Here is a 15,215-nt window from a genome sequence, read left to right as displayed (position 1 = left end):
CGAAACTCGTCCGCCACACTCCTTCCGTCGATCACGAGGAAGAAAATCCCCGGCGCCGGTCCGCCGTTCGCGGACGCCGCCACCGACTTTCCAGATTGGGACGACCGTGACGTCGACCGACGTTGGCATGCCCGGACCACGGGACCCGAAGACCATTTCCTCGTTCCGTTTTCTCCCCGCACTGCTGCGCGATCCCGTTCAGGCGACCGACGAGGTCGGCAGGATCTCCGGCGGCGACATCGTGCGCCTGGGCGTCGTCGGACCGTTCCGCCCGTACCTCGTGACCCGTCCCGACCACGTCCAGCACGTCCTCCGCGACCACGCCGACAACTACCGTCGCGAGGGTCTGCTGTGGAAGCCACTGAGCCGGCTGGTCGGCGAGCCCTCGGGCGCGGACCCCGCCTGGCCGCTCAAAAAAGGAGCCTTCCAGGCCCTGTTCTCCGGTCCGAACATCGCGTCCTTCACCGACGACGTGGCCAGGGCCATCGTCGAGGCCGTCGACGAGCTCGCGGGGCGAGCGGTCGGCCGCCCGGTCGACGCCGCCGACGAGATGACCCGGCTGGTCTATCGAGCGATCACGCGCGTCATCGTCGGCGACAAGATAACCCTCGACCAGGCCGACGAGCTCGGCCGGGTGCTGGCGGCCGCGACGACGTCCTCGTTCCGCTCGCGGATGCTGCTGCCCTTCATGCCGTTCTGGGTGCCGCTCCCTGGCGACCGGGCCTTCCAGCGCGCCGTCCAGGCGGTCGACGACCTCATCTTCCCGATCGTCCGCGACTCCCGGCGGCGGGGGGCGGACGGCGGTGACATCGTCTCCCGGCTCATCCGGGCGCGCGACGAGAACGGTCAGGGCCTCGACGAGCAGAACATCCGCGACGGGGTCGTCGCCATCTTCGTTGCCGCGACGGAGACCTCGGTGAGCATCCTGACCTTCCTATGGATGGTGCTCCACTCCCGGCCGGACATCGCCGCCAAGCTCTACGCGGAGGTCGACCGGGTGGTCGGGACGGACCATCCGACGCGCGCCCACCTGCCCGAACTGTCGTACGCCAAGATGGTCGCCCAAGAGGTGCTGCGGCTCTACAGCCCGGGGTGGATCATCCCCCGAACCGTCGTCGCGGACGATGTCATCGACGGCGTCCGCATCCGGAAGGGATCGATCGTCGTCATCAGTCCCTACCTCACACACCGGCTGGACGACGTATGGCCCGATCCGCGGGTCTTCGACCCCGAGCGGTTCGCGCCCGGACGGTCACGGCACCGGTTCGCGTTCCTCACCTTCGGCGGCGGACCGCACCAGTGTGTCGGCAGCTTCTTCTTCACCATCGAGGCACAGCTCATCATTGCGGCGCTGCTGAGCCGGTTCGAACCGGTTATCCACGGCTCACCGTCGATGGAGCCCCGGCTCGGCCTGACGCTGAAGCCGAGTGAGCGGATCCGGTTCCTGCTGCGTCCTCGCGACCGCGTCGCCTCGAACGCCTGAGGAACGCCCATGTCCCTTCCCGACACCAGTGGCACGACCCTGCCCGCCGTCGCGATCGGGCGGGTCTGCGCCGTGGCCGGCCGCGCCCAGCGTGAGGCACGCGAGTGGGCCGCGCGCTACGAGGGCCTGTTCGGCGCCAAGCCGTTCGACGCCACTCTGTTCAACACCGTCTGCCTCTGTACGGCGTTCAGCGCGCCGTGGCTGGACGCGGCCGAACTGCGGATGACGAACCGCGTCGCGGTCTGGAGCTTCGGCGCCGACTGGCTCATCGACTATGTCGCGACCTCACGGGCCGAGGTACGGGACGTGGTGGCGCGGTGCCTGGCGGTCGCCGACGGCGCGCCGGCCCCGGACGGTGACGACCTGGCACGTGCTCTCGCCGGCATCCGCGACGACCTGGCGTCGTCTGCCGCGTTCCCCGCGCTGCGGGACGTCTGGCGCGAGGAGCTACACCGCTTCCTCACCGCGATGGCGGTGGAGTGGGACTGGAACGCGGCCCGCGGGGACGGCCCCGCGCCCGCGTTCGCGGACTACCTGAACAACACCGACAACCTCGGCTTCTCGTTCGCCTTCGTCTCGCACTGGGCGGCCACCGCCGAACCGCCCCCGGCCGAGGACGTCCCCGCCATCCTGGCGGCGAGCCGGGAGGCCCAGCGAACCATGCGCCTGATCAACGATCTGGGCACGTACGAACGGGACCTGTCCTGGGGCGACCTGAACGCGCTCATGCTCGGGGTCACGGAGAGAGATGTACGCGAACACCTCGCCGTGATCGGCACGCGGTTCCGGACGCTCCTCGAACCGCTGCGCGCCGCTCACCCGCGCCTGGCCGCCTACATGGAACGCCAGGTCGACTTCTGCGAGGGATTCCAGGAGCTCACCGACTACTGGGGGACCCTGTGACGGTCGGCGGGGACCCGACCGCACGCGCGGTCGAGCGGATCGGCCCGGCGGAGCCGGACGTCACGGCGGCGGCCGCCGACCTGATGGCCGGGCTGGCGACGACGCCCTGGGGCCAGGTCTCCCCGTCGGTGTACGAGACGGGACGGCTCGTGGCCCTGGCGCCCTGGCTCGCCGGTCATGCCCGGCGGCTCGACTTCCTCGTGGCGGCGCAACGGCCGGACGGGGGCTGGGGCGGGCCGGACGGCTACGCCGTCGTCCCCACGCTGAGCGCGACCGACGCGTTGCTGGCCGAACTCCGCCGGTCCGGCGGCGGCCACGCCCGTACGGACCTGGCCCGGGCCGCCGACCGAGGGCTGGCGGCGCTGTCCCTGCTGGCCGACGAACTGGACGATCGGGCGATTCCGGACATGCCCGCAGCCGACCTCATCGCGGCCGCACTCGTCGAGTCCATCGACCGGTCCCTTGCGGCTCCCGTCCCGGGCGTCGCGGGCGGCGGTCGCCCGCGCACGCCGCGCGGGCTGGACGGCGCCGGACGACTCGCCGCCGTGCGCGCGATGCTCGGCGCGGGAACCGCACCGCCGGAGAAGCTCCTCCACGCCCTGGAGGCGGTGGGCGGGGACGCGCGCGGCGTCCCGGCGGCGCGCCCGGGCCCGACGGGAATCGTCGGCGCCTCGCCGGCCGCGACCGCGGCCTGGCTCGGCGAGAAGGCGCCCGATCCCGAGGACCCCGCCCGGCGGTTCCTGGAGACGGTGGTCGAGCAGTACGGCGGTCCGGTGCCCTGCGGGCTGCCGATCACGGTGTTCGAGCGTGCCTGGGTGATCTCCACCCTCGTCCGGGCCGGAATCGACGTTACCGTGCCGCCCACCGTCCTCTCGAGCCTGCGGCAGGCCCTGAACCCTGCCGGAACGCCCGCCGGAGAAGGACTGCCGGCCGACGCGGACACGACGGCGGGAGCGTTGTACGCGCTCGGCCTGCTCGGCCTTCCGTTCCGCCTGGACGGTCTGGAGCCGTACCGGAGGGAAGAGCATTTCTGCACGTGGCAAGGTGAGGACGGCTTCTCCGTCAGCACCAACGCCCACGTCCTGGAGGCGTTCGGGCAGTACCTCGTCCGGCACCCGGACTCTCCGCCGCGGATCACGGAGGTCGTCCCCGGGCTCGCGGCACTGCTGCTCGACCATCAGCGGGACGACGGGAGCTGGCACGACCGGTGGCACGCCTCGCCGTACTACGCCACCGCGTGCTGCGCGCTCGCCCTCGGCCGGTTCGGCGGCGGCCGTGGGCGGCCGGCGGTCCGGCGCGCCGTGCGGTGGCTGCTCACGACCCAGCGCGCGGACGGTTCGTGGGGCCGATGGGAGGGCACTCCGGAGGAGACCGCCTACGCGATGCAGGTCCTGCTCCTGGTCGGACCGGGCGACGGTGCCTGCCAGGCCGCGGGGGCGCGCGGATACGCCTACCTGGCCCGGTCCGCGAGTTCGGGAGAGGACGGTCCGGCCCTCTGGCACGACAAGGACCTCTACCGGCCGGCGGCGATCGTGCGGGCGGCCGTCCTGGCCGCGGTGCGGCTGGCACGGCTCGAGTCTGGAGTGATGGTGCGGGCCGGGGATGACGCGCCAATCGGCAGATGACGGCATCCCCGTCTCACGGCAAATAGTTCCGACATCAGTGGACAAACTCCACTTAAACGGTCAAACGTTGAACAGTCTCCATAATTGCAGCCTGTGAGTTGTTCATTGCTAAAGTGCGACGAGCGTTGATCGGCGCGATGGCGCCCTGAGGCGTTTCGACATCGGGTGGCGGCACCGTCCATACCTTCGTGACGGGCTGCGGATCCCTGAGGATCTGGTTTGGAACTGGTGGATGCGCTTTCGTAACTCGCGTCTTCGCACGAAGATCACCGCACTTCTCGTGTCGCTCGCCGCGCTCTGGGCCTTCGCCGCCTGGGTCACGCTCCGGGACGGTCTGAACCTCCTGGGCGTCAACACCATCGACCAGAAGGTCAGCCGGCCCGGCGTGACCTTGGTCACCGCGCTCCAGCAGGAGCGTCGGCTGTCCATGGTGTACCTCGGGCGTCCCAGGGCTTCAGAGCGGCAGGCACTAGACGCCCAGCGGCCCCGAACCGACGCCGCCGTCGGGCGATTCCGGTCCCTGGCCGCCGGCGGGGACGTCTCCCGCTTCGCCAGCGCCGAGCTCAAGGCGCGGATCAAGGAGTCCTTCACCAGGCTCGATGACCTCCGGACGGGCCGGCAGGCCATCGACACACGGCTGGTGAAGCGCGACCGGGCGACCGCGGCGTTCGACGACATCATCGACGCCACCTTCCGGATCTACCGCGCGGCGGGCGGCCTCAGCGACCAGCGAGTCGCCGCCGACAGCCGCACGCTGGTCTCGATGACGTGGGCGAAGGAAGTCCTCGCCCGGGAGGACGCGCTCCTCGCCGGATCCCTCGCGGCGGGCCATTTCACCGGCACCGAGCACGCGCAGTTCGCCGAGCTGGTCGGCGCACAGCGGCTGCTCCACGAGCAGGCCGCGGCGGAACTGCCGGCGGCCGACCGCGCCCGGTACGACCGACTGACCAAGGGCGCCGAATTCGTGCGATTCCGCCAGATGGAGGACCGTCTGGTGGAGAAGGGACGGACAGGCGCGCGCCCGCCCGTCTCCGCCGCGCAGTGGCAGACGACCGTGCAGCCGATCATGACCCAGCTGGAGAAACTGACGCTGGACGCCGGCGACGAGCTGGTGGACCGCGCCGCCCCTGTCGCCATCGGCGTCATCGTACGGCTCGTCCTGGCGGGCGGCCTCGGCCTCATCGCGGTCATCGCGTCCGTCGTCGTGTCCATCACCACGACCCGTGCCCTCCTCCGGCAGCTGGAGAAGCTGCGCAACGCCGCGCTCGAACTGGCCGACCGGCGTCTTCCCAGCGTCGTGGAACGGCTCGGCCACGGCGAGAACGTGGACGTCGCCGCGGAGGCCCCACCCCTGGCCTTCGGTAACGACGAGATCGGCCAGGTCGGCCACGCGTTCAACTCGGTACAAGAGACCGCGATCCGTACCGCGGTCGAACAGGCCGAGCTGCGGCGCGGGTTCCGCGACATCCTGCTCAGCCTCGCCCGCCGGTCCCAGACCCTCGTCCACCGGCAGCTCACCCTCCTCGACGATATCGAGCGCCGGAACGACGACCCGAAAGACCTGGAGGAGATCTTCCGCGTCGATCACCTCGCGACCCGGATGCGGCGCAACGCGGAGAACCTCATCGTCCTGTCCGGCTCCACACCGGCCCGTGGCTGGCGGCGTCCGGTCCCCATGATCGACGTCGTACGGTCCGCCGTGGCCGAGGTCGAGGACTACACCCGGGTGACCGTCGCCTCGACCATCGGCGACGTCTCACTGGCCGGCCGGTCCGTCGGCGACATCGTCCACCTGCTCGCCGAGCTGATCGAGAACGCCCTTTCGTTCTCCCCGCCCTACACCCAGGTCGAGGTCAGCGGCCGCAAGGTCGCCAAGGGATACGTCATCGAGATCGAGGACCACGGCCTCGGCATGACCGACGAGCTGCTCGCGTCCCTCAACGAGCGGATCAGCGACCCTCCCGAGTTCAACCTGTCCAGCTCGGTCCACCTCGGGCTCTACGTCGTCGGCCGGCTGGCCGAGCGCTACGACGTCGGGGTCTCACTGAAGCATTCGTCCTACGGCGGGACGACCGCGGTCGTCCTGATCCCCCGGGAGCTGATCAGCGAGACCTCGCCCGAGGACGCCGCGCCGAGAAAGAGCACCAGGACGCTCGCCGAGAGCCGGCCCGTCGCGATCGCCGCCGCGCCCACGACCACCGCCACCGCCGTGGCGGCCGTCGTCTCCTCGTCCCGATCCCCTGACGAATTTCCCGATGCCGATGACGAGTCCAGTGCCACGTCCGGAGACGAACCCCGGGAACGCACTCCCGAGGGATTCCCGAGAAGACGCCGTAAGAGCCCGATCCGCCGGCCGGCCGACAGGTCGCCGGGACGCGCGGTGGCGCCCGTGACGGCGCTCACGCCGCCACCGCGGAACAGCCCCGAGACGGTGGCGGGAGAGGAGAACGAGGAGGCGACGCACGCCGCCGAGGCGTCGACCACACCGTCGGGACTGCCGATCCGCGTGCCCCAGGCGAGCATCGCCGCTCCCCTGCGGACGGGCAAGCGGCCCGCCGTCGCACCGGAGGAAGACAGGGACAGGACCGTCGGCGGCGGCCGGTCGCCCGACAACGTCCGCAGGTCCATCAGCGGCCTGCAGGCCGGCACCCGGCGCGGCAGAGCCGAGGCGGCCAGGTCCCCCGGGGAAACCGGCCTCGAGACCGACCCGACCGTAGACGAAGAAGCGTAGAAGGACTGGTAGTGGCGCAGAAGACAGAACCTCCCGCCGAGCTGGCCTGGTTGCTCGACGACCTCGTGGGGCGTGTCAAGGAGGCCAGGCACGCGATCGTCCTGTCCGCCGACGGCCTGCTGATGGCCGCGTCGAAGGACTTCGACCAGGATGACGCCGAGCACCTGTCCGCGGTCGCGGCAGGCATTCAGTCCCTGGCCAAGGGGGTGGGAGAGCGCTTCGACGGCGGCCCCGTGCTGCAGACCATCGTGGAGATGCGATCGGCGTACCTCCTCGTGACCGTCGCCGGCCAGGGCGCCTGTCTCGCCGTCCTCAGCAGTGAGCAGGCCGACATCGGCCTGATCGCCTACGAGATGGAGATGCTCGTCACCGGACTCGGCCATCACCTGACGGCCGCCTCCCGCACCGCGGACTCGGTGCCGTGACCATGAGCGATCCGGAGCAGGAGGAGGCGTCGAAGGGTCTGCCCGACGCCGAGCCGGAGGGAGCGATCGTGGACGGGGACGAGTCACACGAACGGTGGCTCGACGAGCAGGCCGGTCCGCTCGTCCGCCCGTACGTCATGACCCGTGGCCGTACGGAACCGGTCCGCGGCACGTTCGACCTGATCACGATGGTCGTGGCGACGGGGCTGCCCGCGGCCCCGGAACTCGGCATGGACCCCGAGCATCAGGCCGTCGTCCGGCTCTGCGAGGAGCCGATGTCGGTGGCCGAGATCGCCGGACAACTGAACCTTCCGACCGTCACCGTCCGCGTCCTGCTCGGCGACCTGCTCTCCAAGGGCCTCATCACGGTCGAGGACCCGCAGACGGAGGACGAACTGGCGGACGACGACGACCTGTACCTGGCGGTGATCGATGGACTCAAGGCGCTTTGACCGACGGGGCCGGAGGCTCCCGAAGGCGACCAAGATAGTGGTCGCCGGCGGCTTCGGGGTGGGGAAGACGACCCTGGTCGGAACCGTCTCCGAGACCAAGCCCCTCCGGACGGAGGAGCTCCTCACCGACAAGAGCGTGGGCGTCGACGACGTCGAGGGCGTGGAGGCCAAGTCGACCACCACGGTGGCCATGGACTTCGGGCGTATCACGCTCAAGGACGAGTTCGTGCTCTACCTCTTCGGCACTCCCGGCCAGGAGAGATTCTGGTTCATGTGGGACGAGATCACGCTCGGGGCGCTCGGCGCGGTCGTCCTCGCCGACACCCGGCGGCTGGCCGACTGCTTCCCCGCGGTCGACTACTTCGAACGGCGCGGCACGCCGTTCATCGTCGCGGTGAACTGCTTCGAAGGATCCCGGCGGTTCGAGCTGGACGAGGTGGAGATGGCACTCAACCTCGGCGAGCACGTGCCGATCGTGCTGTGCGACGCACGGGACAAGGAGTCCTGCAAGAACGTCCTGGTGACGCTCGTCCAGCACGCCAGGAAGACGCGGCGGGAGAAGCGTCCCGTCGAGGTATAGGCCCGCGCCGTCGGCATCGGGGCGGTGGCGCGGGCCCGCCTCGGCGTGAAACGCCCCGCACCGGTCCGCCCCGGTCCGGTCCGGTCCGGTCCGGTGCGCGGCGCGCGGTCACACGGGGACGCTGAGGAGGACGCCGCCGCCCTCCACCTCCACGTCGAACCTCTCCAGGTCCCGGCGCTGGACGGCGGTCCCGCCGTGGACCTGCAGGTGGTCGGGCGAGTCCGCGACGCCGTAGCCCCTGGGCGGCACGGCCCACTCCGTCACAACGTGCCGCTGCCCGGACCGGGTGACCGCGACGAGCCGGCACGTCAGCGGACCCCTGATGCCGCCGAGGTCGAGGGCGACGTGCGTGCCCCAGGCCTTGGGCTCCATCGCCACGATCCCGCTCGCCCCCGTACGCGGATTCACCGCCCGGTGCGTCTCGCCCCAGCCGAGGAGGTCCGCGGGCATGTTCGCGTGGCCGTGCGCCATGACCCTTCCGTCGCCGTGCCCGGACAGGGCGGCGCCGAGGGTGGCCCCGCCCGCCAGCAGCGCCAGCCCGGCCGCCGCGCCCAGGATCACCGTGCCCCGGCGCCGGCGTCGCGCCGCCACTCTGCGCCGGCGGAGCAGGCTCGCGAGGTCGGCCGTACCCTCGCCGCCGCCCTCGCCGCCGCCCTCACCGTCGACCGCCCCGGCCGAGCCGCACCCGGCGGCCGTGCCGGGCGCGGTCGTTCCGGAACCGGTCATGCCGGCTGCCGGCCGGGCGCCGACCAGCAGGTCCCGCAGGCCGGACAGGTCGGCCATCTCGGCCGAGCACGCGGGGCAGTCTGCCAGGTGGACTTCGAAGGCCCGCCGGTCGTCCTCCTCGAGCAGCCCGAGGGCGTACGCTCCGACATCGGTGTGCTGAACGGGCCCATCCTCGCTCACGGCGTCACCCCCCTCTCCTCGAGCACGACACGCAGCGCCCGCAGCGCGTAGTAGACGCGGGACTTGACCGTGCCGACGGGGATGCCCAGCGCCTCCGCCGCCTCATTGACCGTACGATCACGCAGCACCGTCTCGGTGAGCACCTCGCGGTGCGCGGGGCTGAGTGCCTTCAACGCCTCGGATACGACCACGCCGCGCAGCAGATCCTCCATCCCGTCCGGGGTCTGGAGCCTCTCCAGAGGGCCCTCGCCCGCCTCTTGGGGCCGTGCTCCCCGGCGGCGCCTCTCGTCGATGACGATACGGCGGGCGACCGTCGCCAGCCAAGGCATCAGGCTGTCCGCCTCCGTGTCCAGCTGGTCGAGGCTGCGCCAGGCGCGGATCATCGTCTCCTGCACGATGTCCTCCGCCCACTGCCGGTCACCGCCGGTCAGCCGGATCACGAACCCGAGCAGCGGCTCGCGGTACTCCTCGTACAGCCGAGCGATGATCTCCTCTTCGTCGGCATCGGTCACCGGGCGCAGCGCCCGCGACCAGGTCCGTGCGTTCGTCCTGCCGCGCGTTCCGGGAAAGGCCATGGTGGGGGGTTCTCCGGACGGTCGGGAACGATCAACGATAGACCCGGGCGTGCTCGGCCACAACGCGATCGGGAATGTCTTGACTTGTCGGATTACCGGGCCTACAAGGGCAGGTAACGATCTCCGCCGGGGGCGCCGAGCGAGCGAAAGGGATGGTGACGATGGCAGACATCCACGGCAAGGGGAAGCGCAGGGGTGGCGAGCAGACCACATGGAGGAAGCCGGACTACGAGATCGTCGAGACGTCGATGGAGGCGACCGCGTACTTCCTCTCCACCCGGTAACACCGTTGCTGCTGCAGATCCTCGGCACGGCCGCCGGCGGTGGCCTGCCCCAGTGGAACTGCGCGTGCCCGGGGTGCGCCGGTGCCCGCTCCCACCCGGAGCGGCGGCGCCGGCACGCTTCGGCGGCGGTCCGCGCCGGCGACCGATGGTTCGTCATCAACGCCACGCCGGACATCGCCGACCAGGTCGAGTTCTGCGGCACGCCGGTCCCCGGTTCCCGGGCCACCCCGATCGCGGGGGTGATCCTGACCGACGCCGAACTGGACCACACCCTCGGCCTCGCGCGGCTGCGCGAGGCCGATTCCGTCGATGTCATCGCGACGCCCGCGGTCACCGGCGCGCTGTGCGACCGGCTCCGCCTGAACGACGTCCTGACCCCGTACACCCGCCTGTCCTGGCACGATCTCCCCGAGGACCGCCCGGTACGGCTCGGCGGCAACGTCACGGTGCGGGCCGTGCGCGTGTCGGGCAAACGGCCGCGCTACGCCGCCGACGCCTCCGCCGACGGCGCCTGGTCAGTGGCCCTCGTCCTCGCCGACGGCGACCGGACCGCGGTCTACGCGCCCTGCGTGGCCGACTGGTCGCCCGCCCTCGACGAGGCCCTCGGGTCGGCGGACTGCGTGATCGTCGACGGGACCTTCTGGGACGACGACGAGCCCCGCCGCATGGGGATCTCGGAGCGGACCGCGACCCAGATGGGGCATCTGCCGATCACGTGGACCGCCGGCCCGCTGTCGCGGCTGCGGGCCCGGCGCCGCCTGTACACCCACCTGAACAACACCAACCCGCTGGTCGACCCGACCGCACCGGCGCACGCCTCACTGGCGGCCCTGGGTATCGAGGTCGCCCCCGACAGGACGGTGATCGAGCTGTGAGCGTCCCCGCGGCCTCGGTCACGCGTTCGTCAGGTCGCGAGGTCCAGGGCCAGAGCGGTGACCGCCAGCGCCAGGAAGCCGCCGGCCAGGCCGAACTGGACCGAGTAGTCGTGCGCGCGGATGTGGGTGTAGAGGGCGCAGACGAAGTAGAGGATCAGCCCGATCGCGGCGGCGGTTCCGACGAGGGGGACGCCGGCGAGGCCCAGCAGGAGGCCCGCGGCGCCCGCGACCTTCAGCATGCCGATCGGGCCTGCCGGGCCAGCGCCCGGTTGACCGCGATCCGGACGAGGTAGGCGCGCGGGTTCGCGATCGGCTCACCGCCGGACGCGCGGCAGCGGGCGTCCCACGCCAGCCAGGTCTCCTGCAGGACGTCATCGGTGTCGGCGACGCTGCCGAGCATCGTGTAGACGACGGAGAACAGCAGCTCGCGGTGCTCGACGAAGACCCGCGTGACCGGGGTGGGATCGGGTGGGCCATGGGACATCGTGGATTCCTCCTGCCGTGCGTCTCGGGTCACCACCTGAGAGCGACACCGGCGCGGGAGTGTGACATCGCCTCGGGTGCGGCGGGCCCGCGCGACCGCGGCCGGTGGTGGCGCGGGACCGGTTGTGACGGTCCCGGCTTTGGGGAAAACTAGGCAGCCGACAAAAGGCGATAACAGCACAAACTCGTCCGCATGGCGTCCTTTCCGGGGGGTCGACGTATGCGGGCTGGAAATGGGGCGGGGGCCGGTGAACCGGGATGAGGTCGACCGCGTCCTCGGCCGCCTGCGCGACGAGCGGGACCGCATCACCACCGGGCTGCTCGATCTCGAGGCGCAGCAGGGCTACAAGCTCCTCAAGGGCGCGCCGCTGACCGGGGTCACCGCGGGCCGCTGGGCCGGGATCGGCGACCGGATGGCGTCGCTCTGGCGGCTGTTCGAGGCGTACGGCGGCGTGCTCGGCCGGGCCGAGGAGATCCGGGCCCGGCGCGGCCGGCTGGACCAGGGCGAACTCGCCGAGCTGGAACACCTGCTGCGCGGTCCGTCGATCGAGCTGGCCACCCCGATCCCCCTCGAGAAGCGGACGCTGCTCGGCCCGTCCGCCGAACGCCTCTCCCTGGACGACGTGGTGACCCGGATGACCGCGCTGTACGAGGAGGCGGCGCGGGACATCGCCGAGGTGGACACCGCCTGGTCGGCGCTGCTGACCCGGCTGGACCGGGCGGCCGAGACGGCGCGGGCCGTGGAGGGGATGCTGGACACGCTCGGCCCCGACCCGGACTACGACCGCGTGAAGGGCGAGCTCGACGGCCTCCGCGAGACCGTCCGGACGGATCCGCTGTCGATCGGCCCGGCCGCCTTCGACGGCGTCGACGCCGCCCTCGCCGCGCTGCGCTCCCGGCTGGAGGAGGCCGCCCGCGTCCGGGCCGAGTACGACGGGCGGCTGCGGCGCGTCGAGGAGACGATCGGCCTGATCCGCGCGGCCGAGGACGAGGCGGCGGTCGTACGCGACCGGGTCCTCGCGAAGATCGCCGCACCGATGCTGCCGGACCTGCCGGACTCGTCGGCGGCCCTGGCCGACCGGCTGGCCGCGCTGGGCGCCGTACGCGGCCGGTGGACCGAGATCGCGGGCCGGGTCGCGCAGCTGGAGGAGGCCGCCGCGAGCGCCCTCGACCAGACGCGGACGACCGTGGCGACGATCGCCGGGCTCCTCGAACGGCGGGACGAACTGCGCGGCCGGCTCGACGCGTACCGGGCGAAGGCCGGGCGGCTCGGCGGCCTGGAGGACCCCGAGCTGACGGCGCTCTACCAGCGGGCCCACGACCTGCTCTGGACCTCCCCCTGCGACCTGCGGGCATCCACGGCGGCGCTGGCCGAGTACCAGCGCGCGATCGGAGACAGAAAGTGAACTGCACTCAGCCCGGCTGCGCCGGAACCGTCGAGGACGGCTACTGCGTCGTATGCGGTATGGCACCCACCGCCGCCGCGCCGGGGAACGACCGGTGCGCCCAGCCCGGCTGCTCCGGGACGATTCAGGACGGCTACTGCGACGTCTGCGGCATGGCCGCCGCCGCGCCGGCCCCGGCGGCCGCCCCGGCCGCGTCGCGGGCGGCGGCCGTGCCGCCTCCCGCCGCGGCGCCCGACGACCGCTGCGCGCGGCCGGGATGCGGCGGCACGATCGTGGACGGGTACTGCGACGTCTGCGGGCTGGCTCCGGCCGCCGGGGCGACGCCGGCCCAGACGGCGGGCGGGTCCGCGGCGGCGCGATCCGCGTCGGCCGGCACCGCCGGCCGCGGGACGGGCGTCACCGGGTCCACCGGCCGCGGGACCGGCGTCACCGGGCCGACCGGGATCACGGGCAGCACGTCGAGCCGCAGCGTCCGCACCGGCTCGTCACGGTCCTCCTCCCGCCGGCGCGGAATGCTCGGGGCGGGCCTGGTCGAGGTGCCGCGCGTGCCGTACCGCGACCCCGCCTCGGCGATCATGTCCGACCCCGTCGTCGCGGAGAACAAGCGCTTCTGCAGCAACTGCGGCGAGCCGGTGGGACGGTCGCGCGGCGACCGGCCGGGCCGCGCGGAGGGGTTCTGCCCCAAGTGCGGCACCGGGTTCTCCTTCACGCCGAAGCTGAAGGCGGGCGACCTGGTCGGCGGGCAGTACGAGGTCCTCGGCTGTCTCGCGCACGGCGGCCTGGGCTGGATCTACCTCGCCCGCGACCGGAACGTCAGCGACCGGTGGGTCGTGCTCAAGGGCCTGCTCGACACCGGCGACGCCGACGCGCTGGCCGCCGCGACGGCCGAACGCGCGTTCCTCGCGGAGGTCGAGCACCCCAACATCGTCAAGATCTACAACTTCGTGCAGCACGGCGGCTCCGGGTACATCGTCATGGAGTACGTCGGCGGCCGGCCGCTCAAGGACATCCTCAAGGACCGCCGCGCGCAGGAGGGCCCGGACGCCGCGCTGCCGCTCCCCCAGGTGATCGCGTACGGCATCGAGGTGCTGCGCGCCTTCGACTACCTGCACGGTCTCGGCGTGCTGTACTGCGATTTCAAACCGGACAACGCCATCCAGTCCGAGGAGCAGCTCAAGCTGATCGACCTCGGCGGCGTCCGCCGCGTGGACGACGTGGACGGCGCGATCTACGGCACGGTCGGCTACCAGGCGCCCGAGATCGCCGACGTCGGCCCGTCGGTGAGCTCCGACCTGTACACGGTGGGCCGGACACTGGCGGTGCTCAGCTTCCCGTTCAAGGGCTACACCGGTAAGTGGGCGGCGAGCCTGCCGCCGCGCGAGGAGGTGCCCGTCCTCGCGCGGCACGAGTCCTACGACCGGCTGCTGCGCCGCGCCACCCACCCCGACCCGGACTTCCGGTTCCAGGACGCCTCCGACATGGCGGACCAGCTCACCGGCGTGCTGCGCGAGGTGTTGTCCGCCGGGGACGGCAAGGCCCGCCCGGCCGCCTCGACGCGGTTCGGGCCGGAGCGGTTCACGGCGGGGGACGTGTTCGACCTCCTGCTGCCGGCGGACGCCGCCGCGACGCTTCCGGCGCCGCTGGTGGACGCGGCCGACCCGGCCGCCGGATTCCTCGCCGGGCTGACCGCGCTCGAGCCCGAGCGACTCGCCGACGCCCTGACGAGCGCCCCCACGCGGACGCCCGAGGTCGACCTGACGCTGGCCCGGGTGCGCGTCGAGCTGGGCGACACGGCGGGTGCGCAGGCGGTGCTCGACGCCCTGCCGCAGGAGGACTGGCGGGTCGGCTGGTACCGCGCGGTCGCGGTGCTGGCGGCCGGGAACGTCACGGAGGCGGCCGGCCTGTTCGACGAGCTGTACACGCTGATGCCGGGCGAGGCGGCGCCGAAGCTGGGCCTGGCGTACTGCCGTGAGCTGCTCGGCGACCCCGCCGGCGCGGCGGGCCTGCACGAGGCCGTATGGCGCACCGACCGGGCGTTCGTCACGGCGTGCTACGGGCTGGCCCGGTCGCGGCTCGCCGTGGGCGACCGCGCGGGCGCGCTGCAGGCGCTGGACTCGGTGCCGAGGATCTCCAGTCACCACATCGCGGCGCAGATCTCCGCGGTGAACACGGCCGTACGCGACCGGGACCCCGCCGAGATCACCGAGGCCGACCTCGTCGGCGCCGGCGCCCGGCTGTCCGCCCTCGGCCTCGACCCCGGCCGCCACGGGCTGCTCGCCCTCGGCGTGCTGGAGGCGGCGCTCGAACGCGTGCGCCGCGCCGGCGACGGCACCGGGTCGGTGCTCGGCACGCCCCTGACCGAGTCGGGTCTGCGCCGCAAGCTGGAGGAGACCTACCGGTCCCTCGCCCGGCTGGCCACCACCCGTGCCGAGCGGCACCGGCTGATCGACCAGGCCAACGCCGTACGCCCGATGACGGTGATCTGAG

The 15,215-nt window shown here is 72.4% G+C and carries 15 protein-coding genes; 11 read left to right on the top strand and 4 right to left on the bottom strand.

What is annotated here, in order from left to right; all coding sequences use genetic code 11:
* Positions 1–127: 127 nt before the first annotated feature.
* The 7 genes from NE235_RS23305 (at position 128) to NE235_RS23275 (ending at position 8,199) form a co-directional block, all read left to right on the top strand.
* On the top strand, positions 128–1,483 hold the full coding sequence (locus NE235_RS23305) for a cytochrome P450 (protein WP_252806450.1): 1,356 nt from the start codon (positions 128–130) through the stop codon (positions 1,481–1,483).
* 9 nt (positions 1,484–1,492) lie between these two features.
* Complete coding sequence (locus NE235_RS23300; RefSeq protein ID WP_252806448.1) at positions 1,493–2,386, top strand: terpene synthase family protein; 894 nt, start codon at positions 1,493–1,495, stop codon at positions 2,384–2,386.
* Positions 2,383–4,011 (top strand): prenyltransferase/squalene oxidase repeat-containing protein, encoded by a 1,629-nt coding sequence (locus NE235_RS23295; protein ID WP_252806446.1) that lies wholly within the window; start codon positions 2,383–2,385, stop codon positions 4,009–4,011. The genes NE235_RS23300 and NE235_RS23295 overlap by 4 nt, the downstream gene beginning before the upstream one ends.
* Positions 4,012–4,243: 232 nt before the next feature.
* Entirely contained in the window at positions 4,244–6,742 is a 2,499-nt protein-coding gene (locus NE235_RS23290) for a sensor histidine kinase (protein WP_252806444.1), read from the top strand.
* Positions 6,743–6,753: 11 nt separating this feature from the next.
* A complete protein-coding gene (locus NE235_RS23285) occupies positions 6,754–7,167 on the top strand; it encodes a roadblock/LC7 domain-containing protein (protein ID WP_252806442.1) in 414 nt (137 codons plus the stop codon).
* Between the two features lie 2 nt (positions 7,168–7,169).
* Positions 7,170–7,619, top strand: coding sequence for a DUF742 domain-containing protein (locus NE235_RS23280; RefSeq protein ID WP_252806440.1), 450 nt, complete (start codon positions 7,170–7,172; stop codon positions 7,617–7,619).
* Entirely contained in the window at positions 7,600–8,199 is a 600-nt protein-coding gene (locus NE235_RS23275; RefSeq protein WP_252806439.1) for a GTP-binding protein, read from the top strand. Before NE235_RS23280 ends, NE235_RS23275 begins: the two co-directional genes overlap by 20 nt.
* 108 nt (positions 8,200–8,307) lie before the next feature.
* Here the strand turns inward: NE235_RS23275 and NE235_RS23270 are convergent, their stop codons facing one another.
* Both NE235_RS23270 and NE235_RS23265 read right to left on the bottom strand, forming a co-directional pair.
* The gene (locus tag NE235_RS23270) at positions 8,308–9,105 is read right to left on the bottom strand and encodes an anti-sigma factor family protein (protein WP_252806437.1); all 798 of its coding nucleotides are present in this window, start codon (positions 9,103–9,105) and stop codon (positions 8,308–8,310) included.
* Positions 9,102–9,680 (bottom strand): sigma-70 family RNA polymerase sigma factor, encoded by a 579-nt coding sequence (locus NE235_RS23265; RefSeq protein WP_252806435.1) that lies wholly within the window; start codon positions 9,678–9,680, stop codon positions 9,102–9,104. Before NE235_RS23265 ends, NE235_RS23270 begins: the two co-directional genes overlap by 4 nt.
* 161 nt (positions 9,681–9,841) lie before the next feature.
* On the opposite strand from NE235_RS23265, the gene pqqA reads away from it, so the two are divergent.
* Both pqqA and pqqB read left to right on the top strand, forming a co-directional pair.
* Positions 9,842–9,964 carry a pyrroloquinoline quinone precursor peptide PqqA gene (gene pqqA, locus NE235_RS23260; RefSeq protein ID WP_252806433.1) on the top strand — a complete coding sequence of 41 codons (123 nt, stop codon included), beginning with the start codon at positions 9,842–9,844 and terminating at the stop codon, positions 9,962–9,964.
* A gap of 5 nt (positions 9,965–9,969) precedes the next feature.
* Positions 9,970–10,839, top strand: a complete 870-nt coding sequence (pqqB, locus tag NE235_RS23255; protein ID WP_252806432.1) for a pyrroloquinoline quinone biosynthesis protein PqqB — start codon at positions 9,970–9,972, stop codon at positions 10,837–10,839.
* Positions 10,840–10,868: 29 nt separating this feature from the next.
* Here the strand turns inward: pqqB and NE235_RS23250 are convergent, their stop codons facing one another.
* Positions 10,869–11,078: a DoxX family protein gene (locus tag NE235_RS23250; protein ID WP_252806430.1), complete on the bottom strand. Its 210-nt coding sequence runs from the start codon at positions 11,076–11,078 to the stop codon at positions 10,869–10,871.
* Positions 11,072–11,323, bottom strand: a complete 252-nt coding sequence (locus tag NE235_RS23245) for a sigma factor (protein ID WP_252806428.1) — start codon at positions 11,321–11,323, stop codon at positions 11,072–11,074. The genes NE235_RS23250 and NE235_RS23245 overlap by 7 nt, the downstream gene beginning before the upstream one ends.
* Positions 11,324–11,570: 247 nt before the next feature.
* Between NE235_RS23245 and NE235_RS23240 the strand changes: the two genes are divergently transcribed.
* Together NE235_RS23240 and NE235_RS23235 are read left to right on the top strand one after the other, a co-directional pair.
* Complete coding sequence (locus NE235_RS23240; RefSeq protein WP_252806426.1) at positions 11,571–12,728, top strand: coiled-coil domain-containing protein; 1,158 nt, start codon at positions 11,571–11,573, stop codon at positions 12,726–12,728.
* A gap of 512 nt (positions 12,729–13,240) precedes the next feature.
* The gene (locus NE235_RS23235; RefSeq protein ID WP_425542431.1) at positions 13,241–15,214 is read left to right on the top strand and encodes a serine/threonine-protein kinase; all 1,974 of its coding nucleotides are present in this window, start codon (positions 13,241–13,243) and stop codon (positions 15,212–15,214) included.
* The last annotated feature ends 1 nt before the right edge of the window (position 15,215 follow it).

Origin of the sequence: Actinoallomurus spadix, assembly GCF_024055725.1 — a bacterium.
Classification (GTDB): Bacteria; Actinomycetota; Actinomycetes; order Streptosporangiales; family Streptosporangiaceae; genus Actinoallomurus; species Actinoallomurus spadix.
The sequence above is the reverse complement of the archived record's forward strand: the minus strand, read 5'-3'. Positions and strand labels throughout refer to the sequence as shown.

Bases quoted from the DNA above. Each gene is read 5' to 3' on its own strand.
- NE235_RS23305 (WP_252806450.1), top strand. From the start codon at position 128: ATGCCCGGACCACGGGACCCGAAGACCATTTCCTCGTTCCGTTTTCTC.
- NE235_RS23300 (WP_252806448.1), top strand. From the start codon at position 1,493: ATGTCCCTTCCCGACACCAGTGGCACGACCCTGCCCGCCGTCGCGATC.
- NE235_RS23290 (WP_252806444.1), top strand. From the start codon at position 4,244: ATGCGCTTTCGTAACTCGCGTCTTCGCACGAAGATCACCGCACTTCTC.
- NE235_RS23280 (WP_252806440.1), top strand. From the start codon at position 7,170: ATGAGCGATCCGGAGCAGGAGGAGGCGTCGAAGGGTCTGCCCGACGCC.
- NE235_RS23275 (WP_252806439.1), top strand. From the start codon at position 7,600: ATGGACTCAAGGCGCTTTGACCGACGGGGCCGGAGGCTCCCGAAGGCG.
- NE235_RS23265 (WP_252806435.1), bottom strand. From the start codon at position 9,680: ATGGCCTTTCCCGGAACGCGCGGCAGGACGAACGCACGGACCTGGTCG.
- pqqA (WP_252806433.1), top strand. From the start codon at position 9,842: ATGGCAGACATCCACGGCAAGGGGAAGCGCAGGGGTGGCGAGCAGACC.
- NE235_RS23250 (WP_252806430.1), bottom strand. From the start codon at position 11,078: ATGCTGAAGGTCGCGGGCGCCGCGGGCCTCCTGCTGGGCCTCGCCGGC.
- NE235_RS23245 (WP_252806428.1), bottom strand. From the start codon at position 11,323: ATGTCCCATGGCCCACCCGATCCCACCCCGGTCACGCGGGTCTTCGTC.
- NE235_RS23235 (WP_425542431.1), top strand. From the start codon at position 13,241: ATGCTCGGGGCGGGCCTGGTCGAGGTGCCGCGCGTGCCGTACCGCGAC.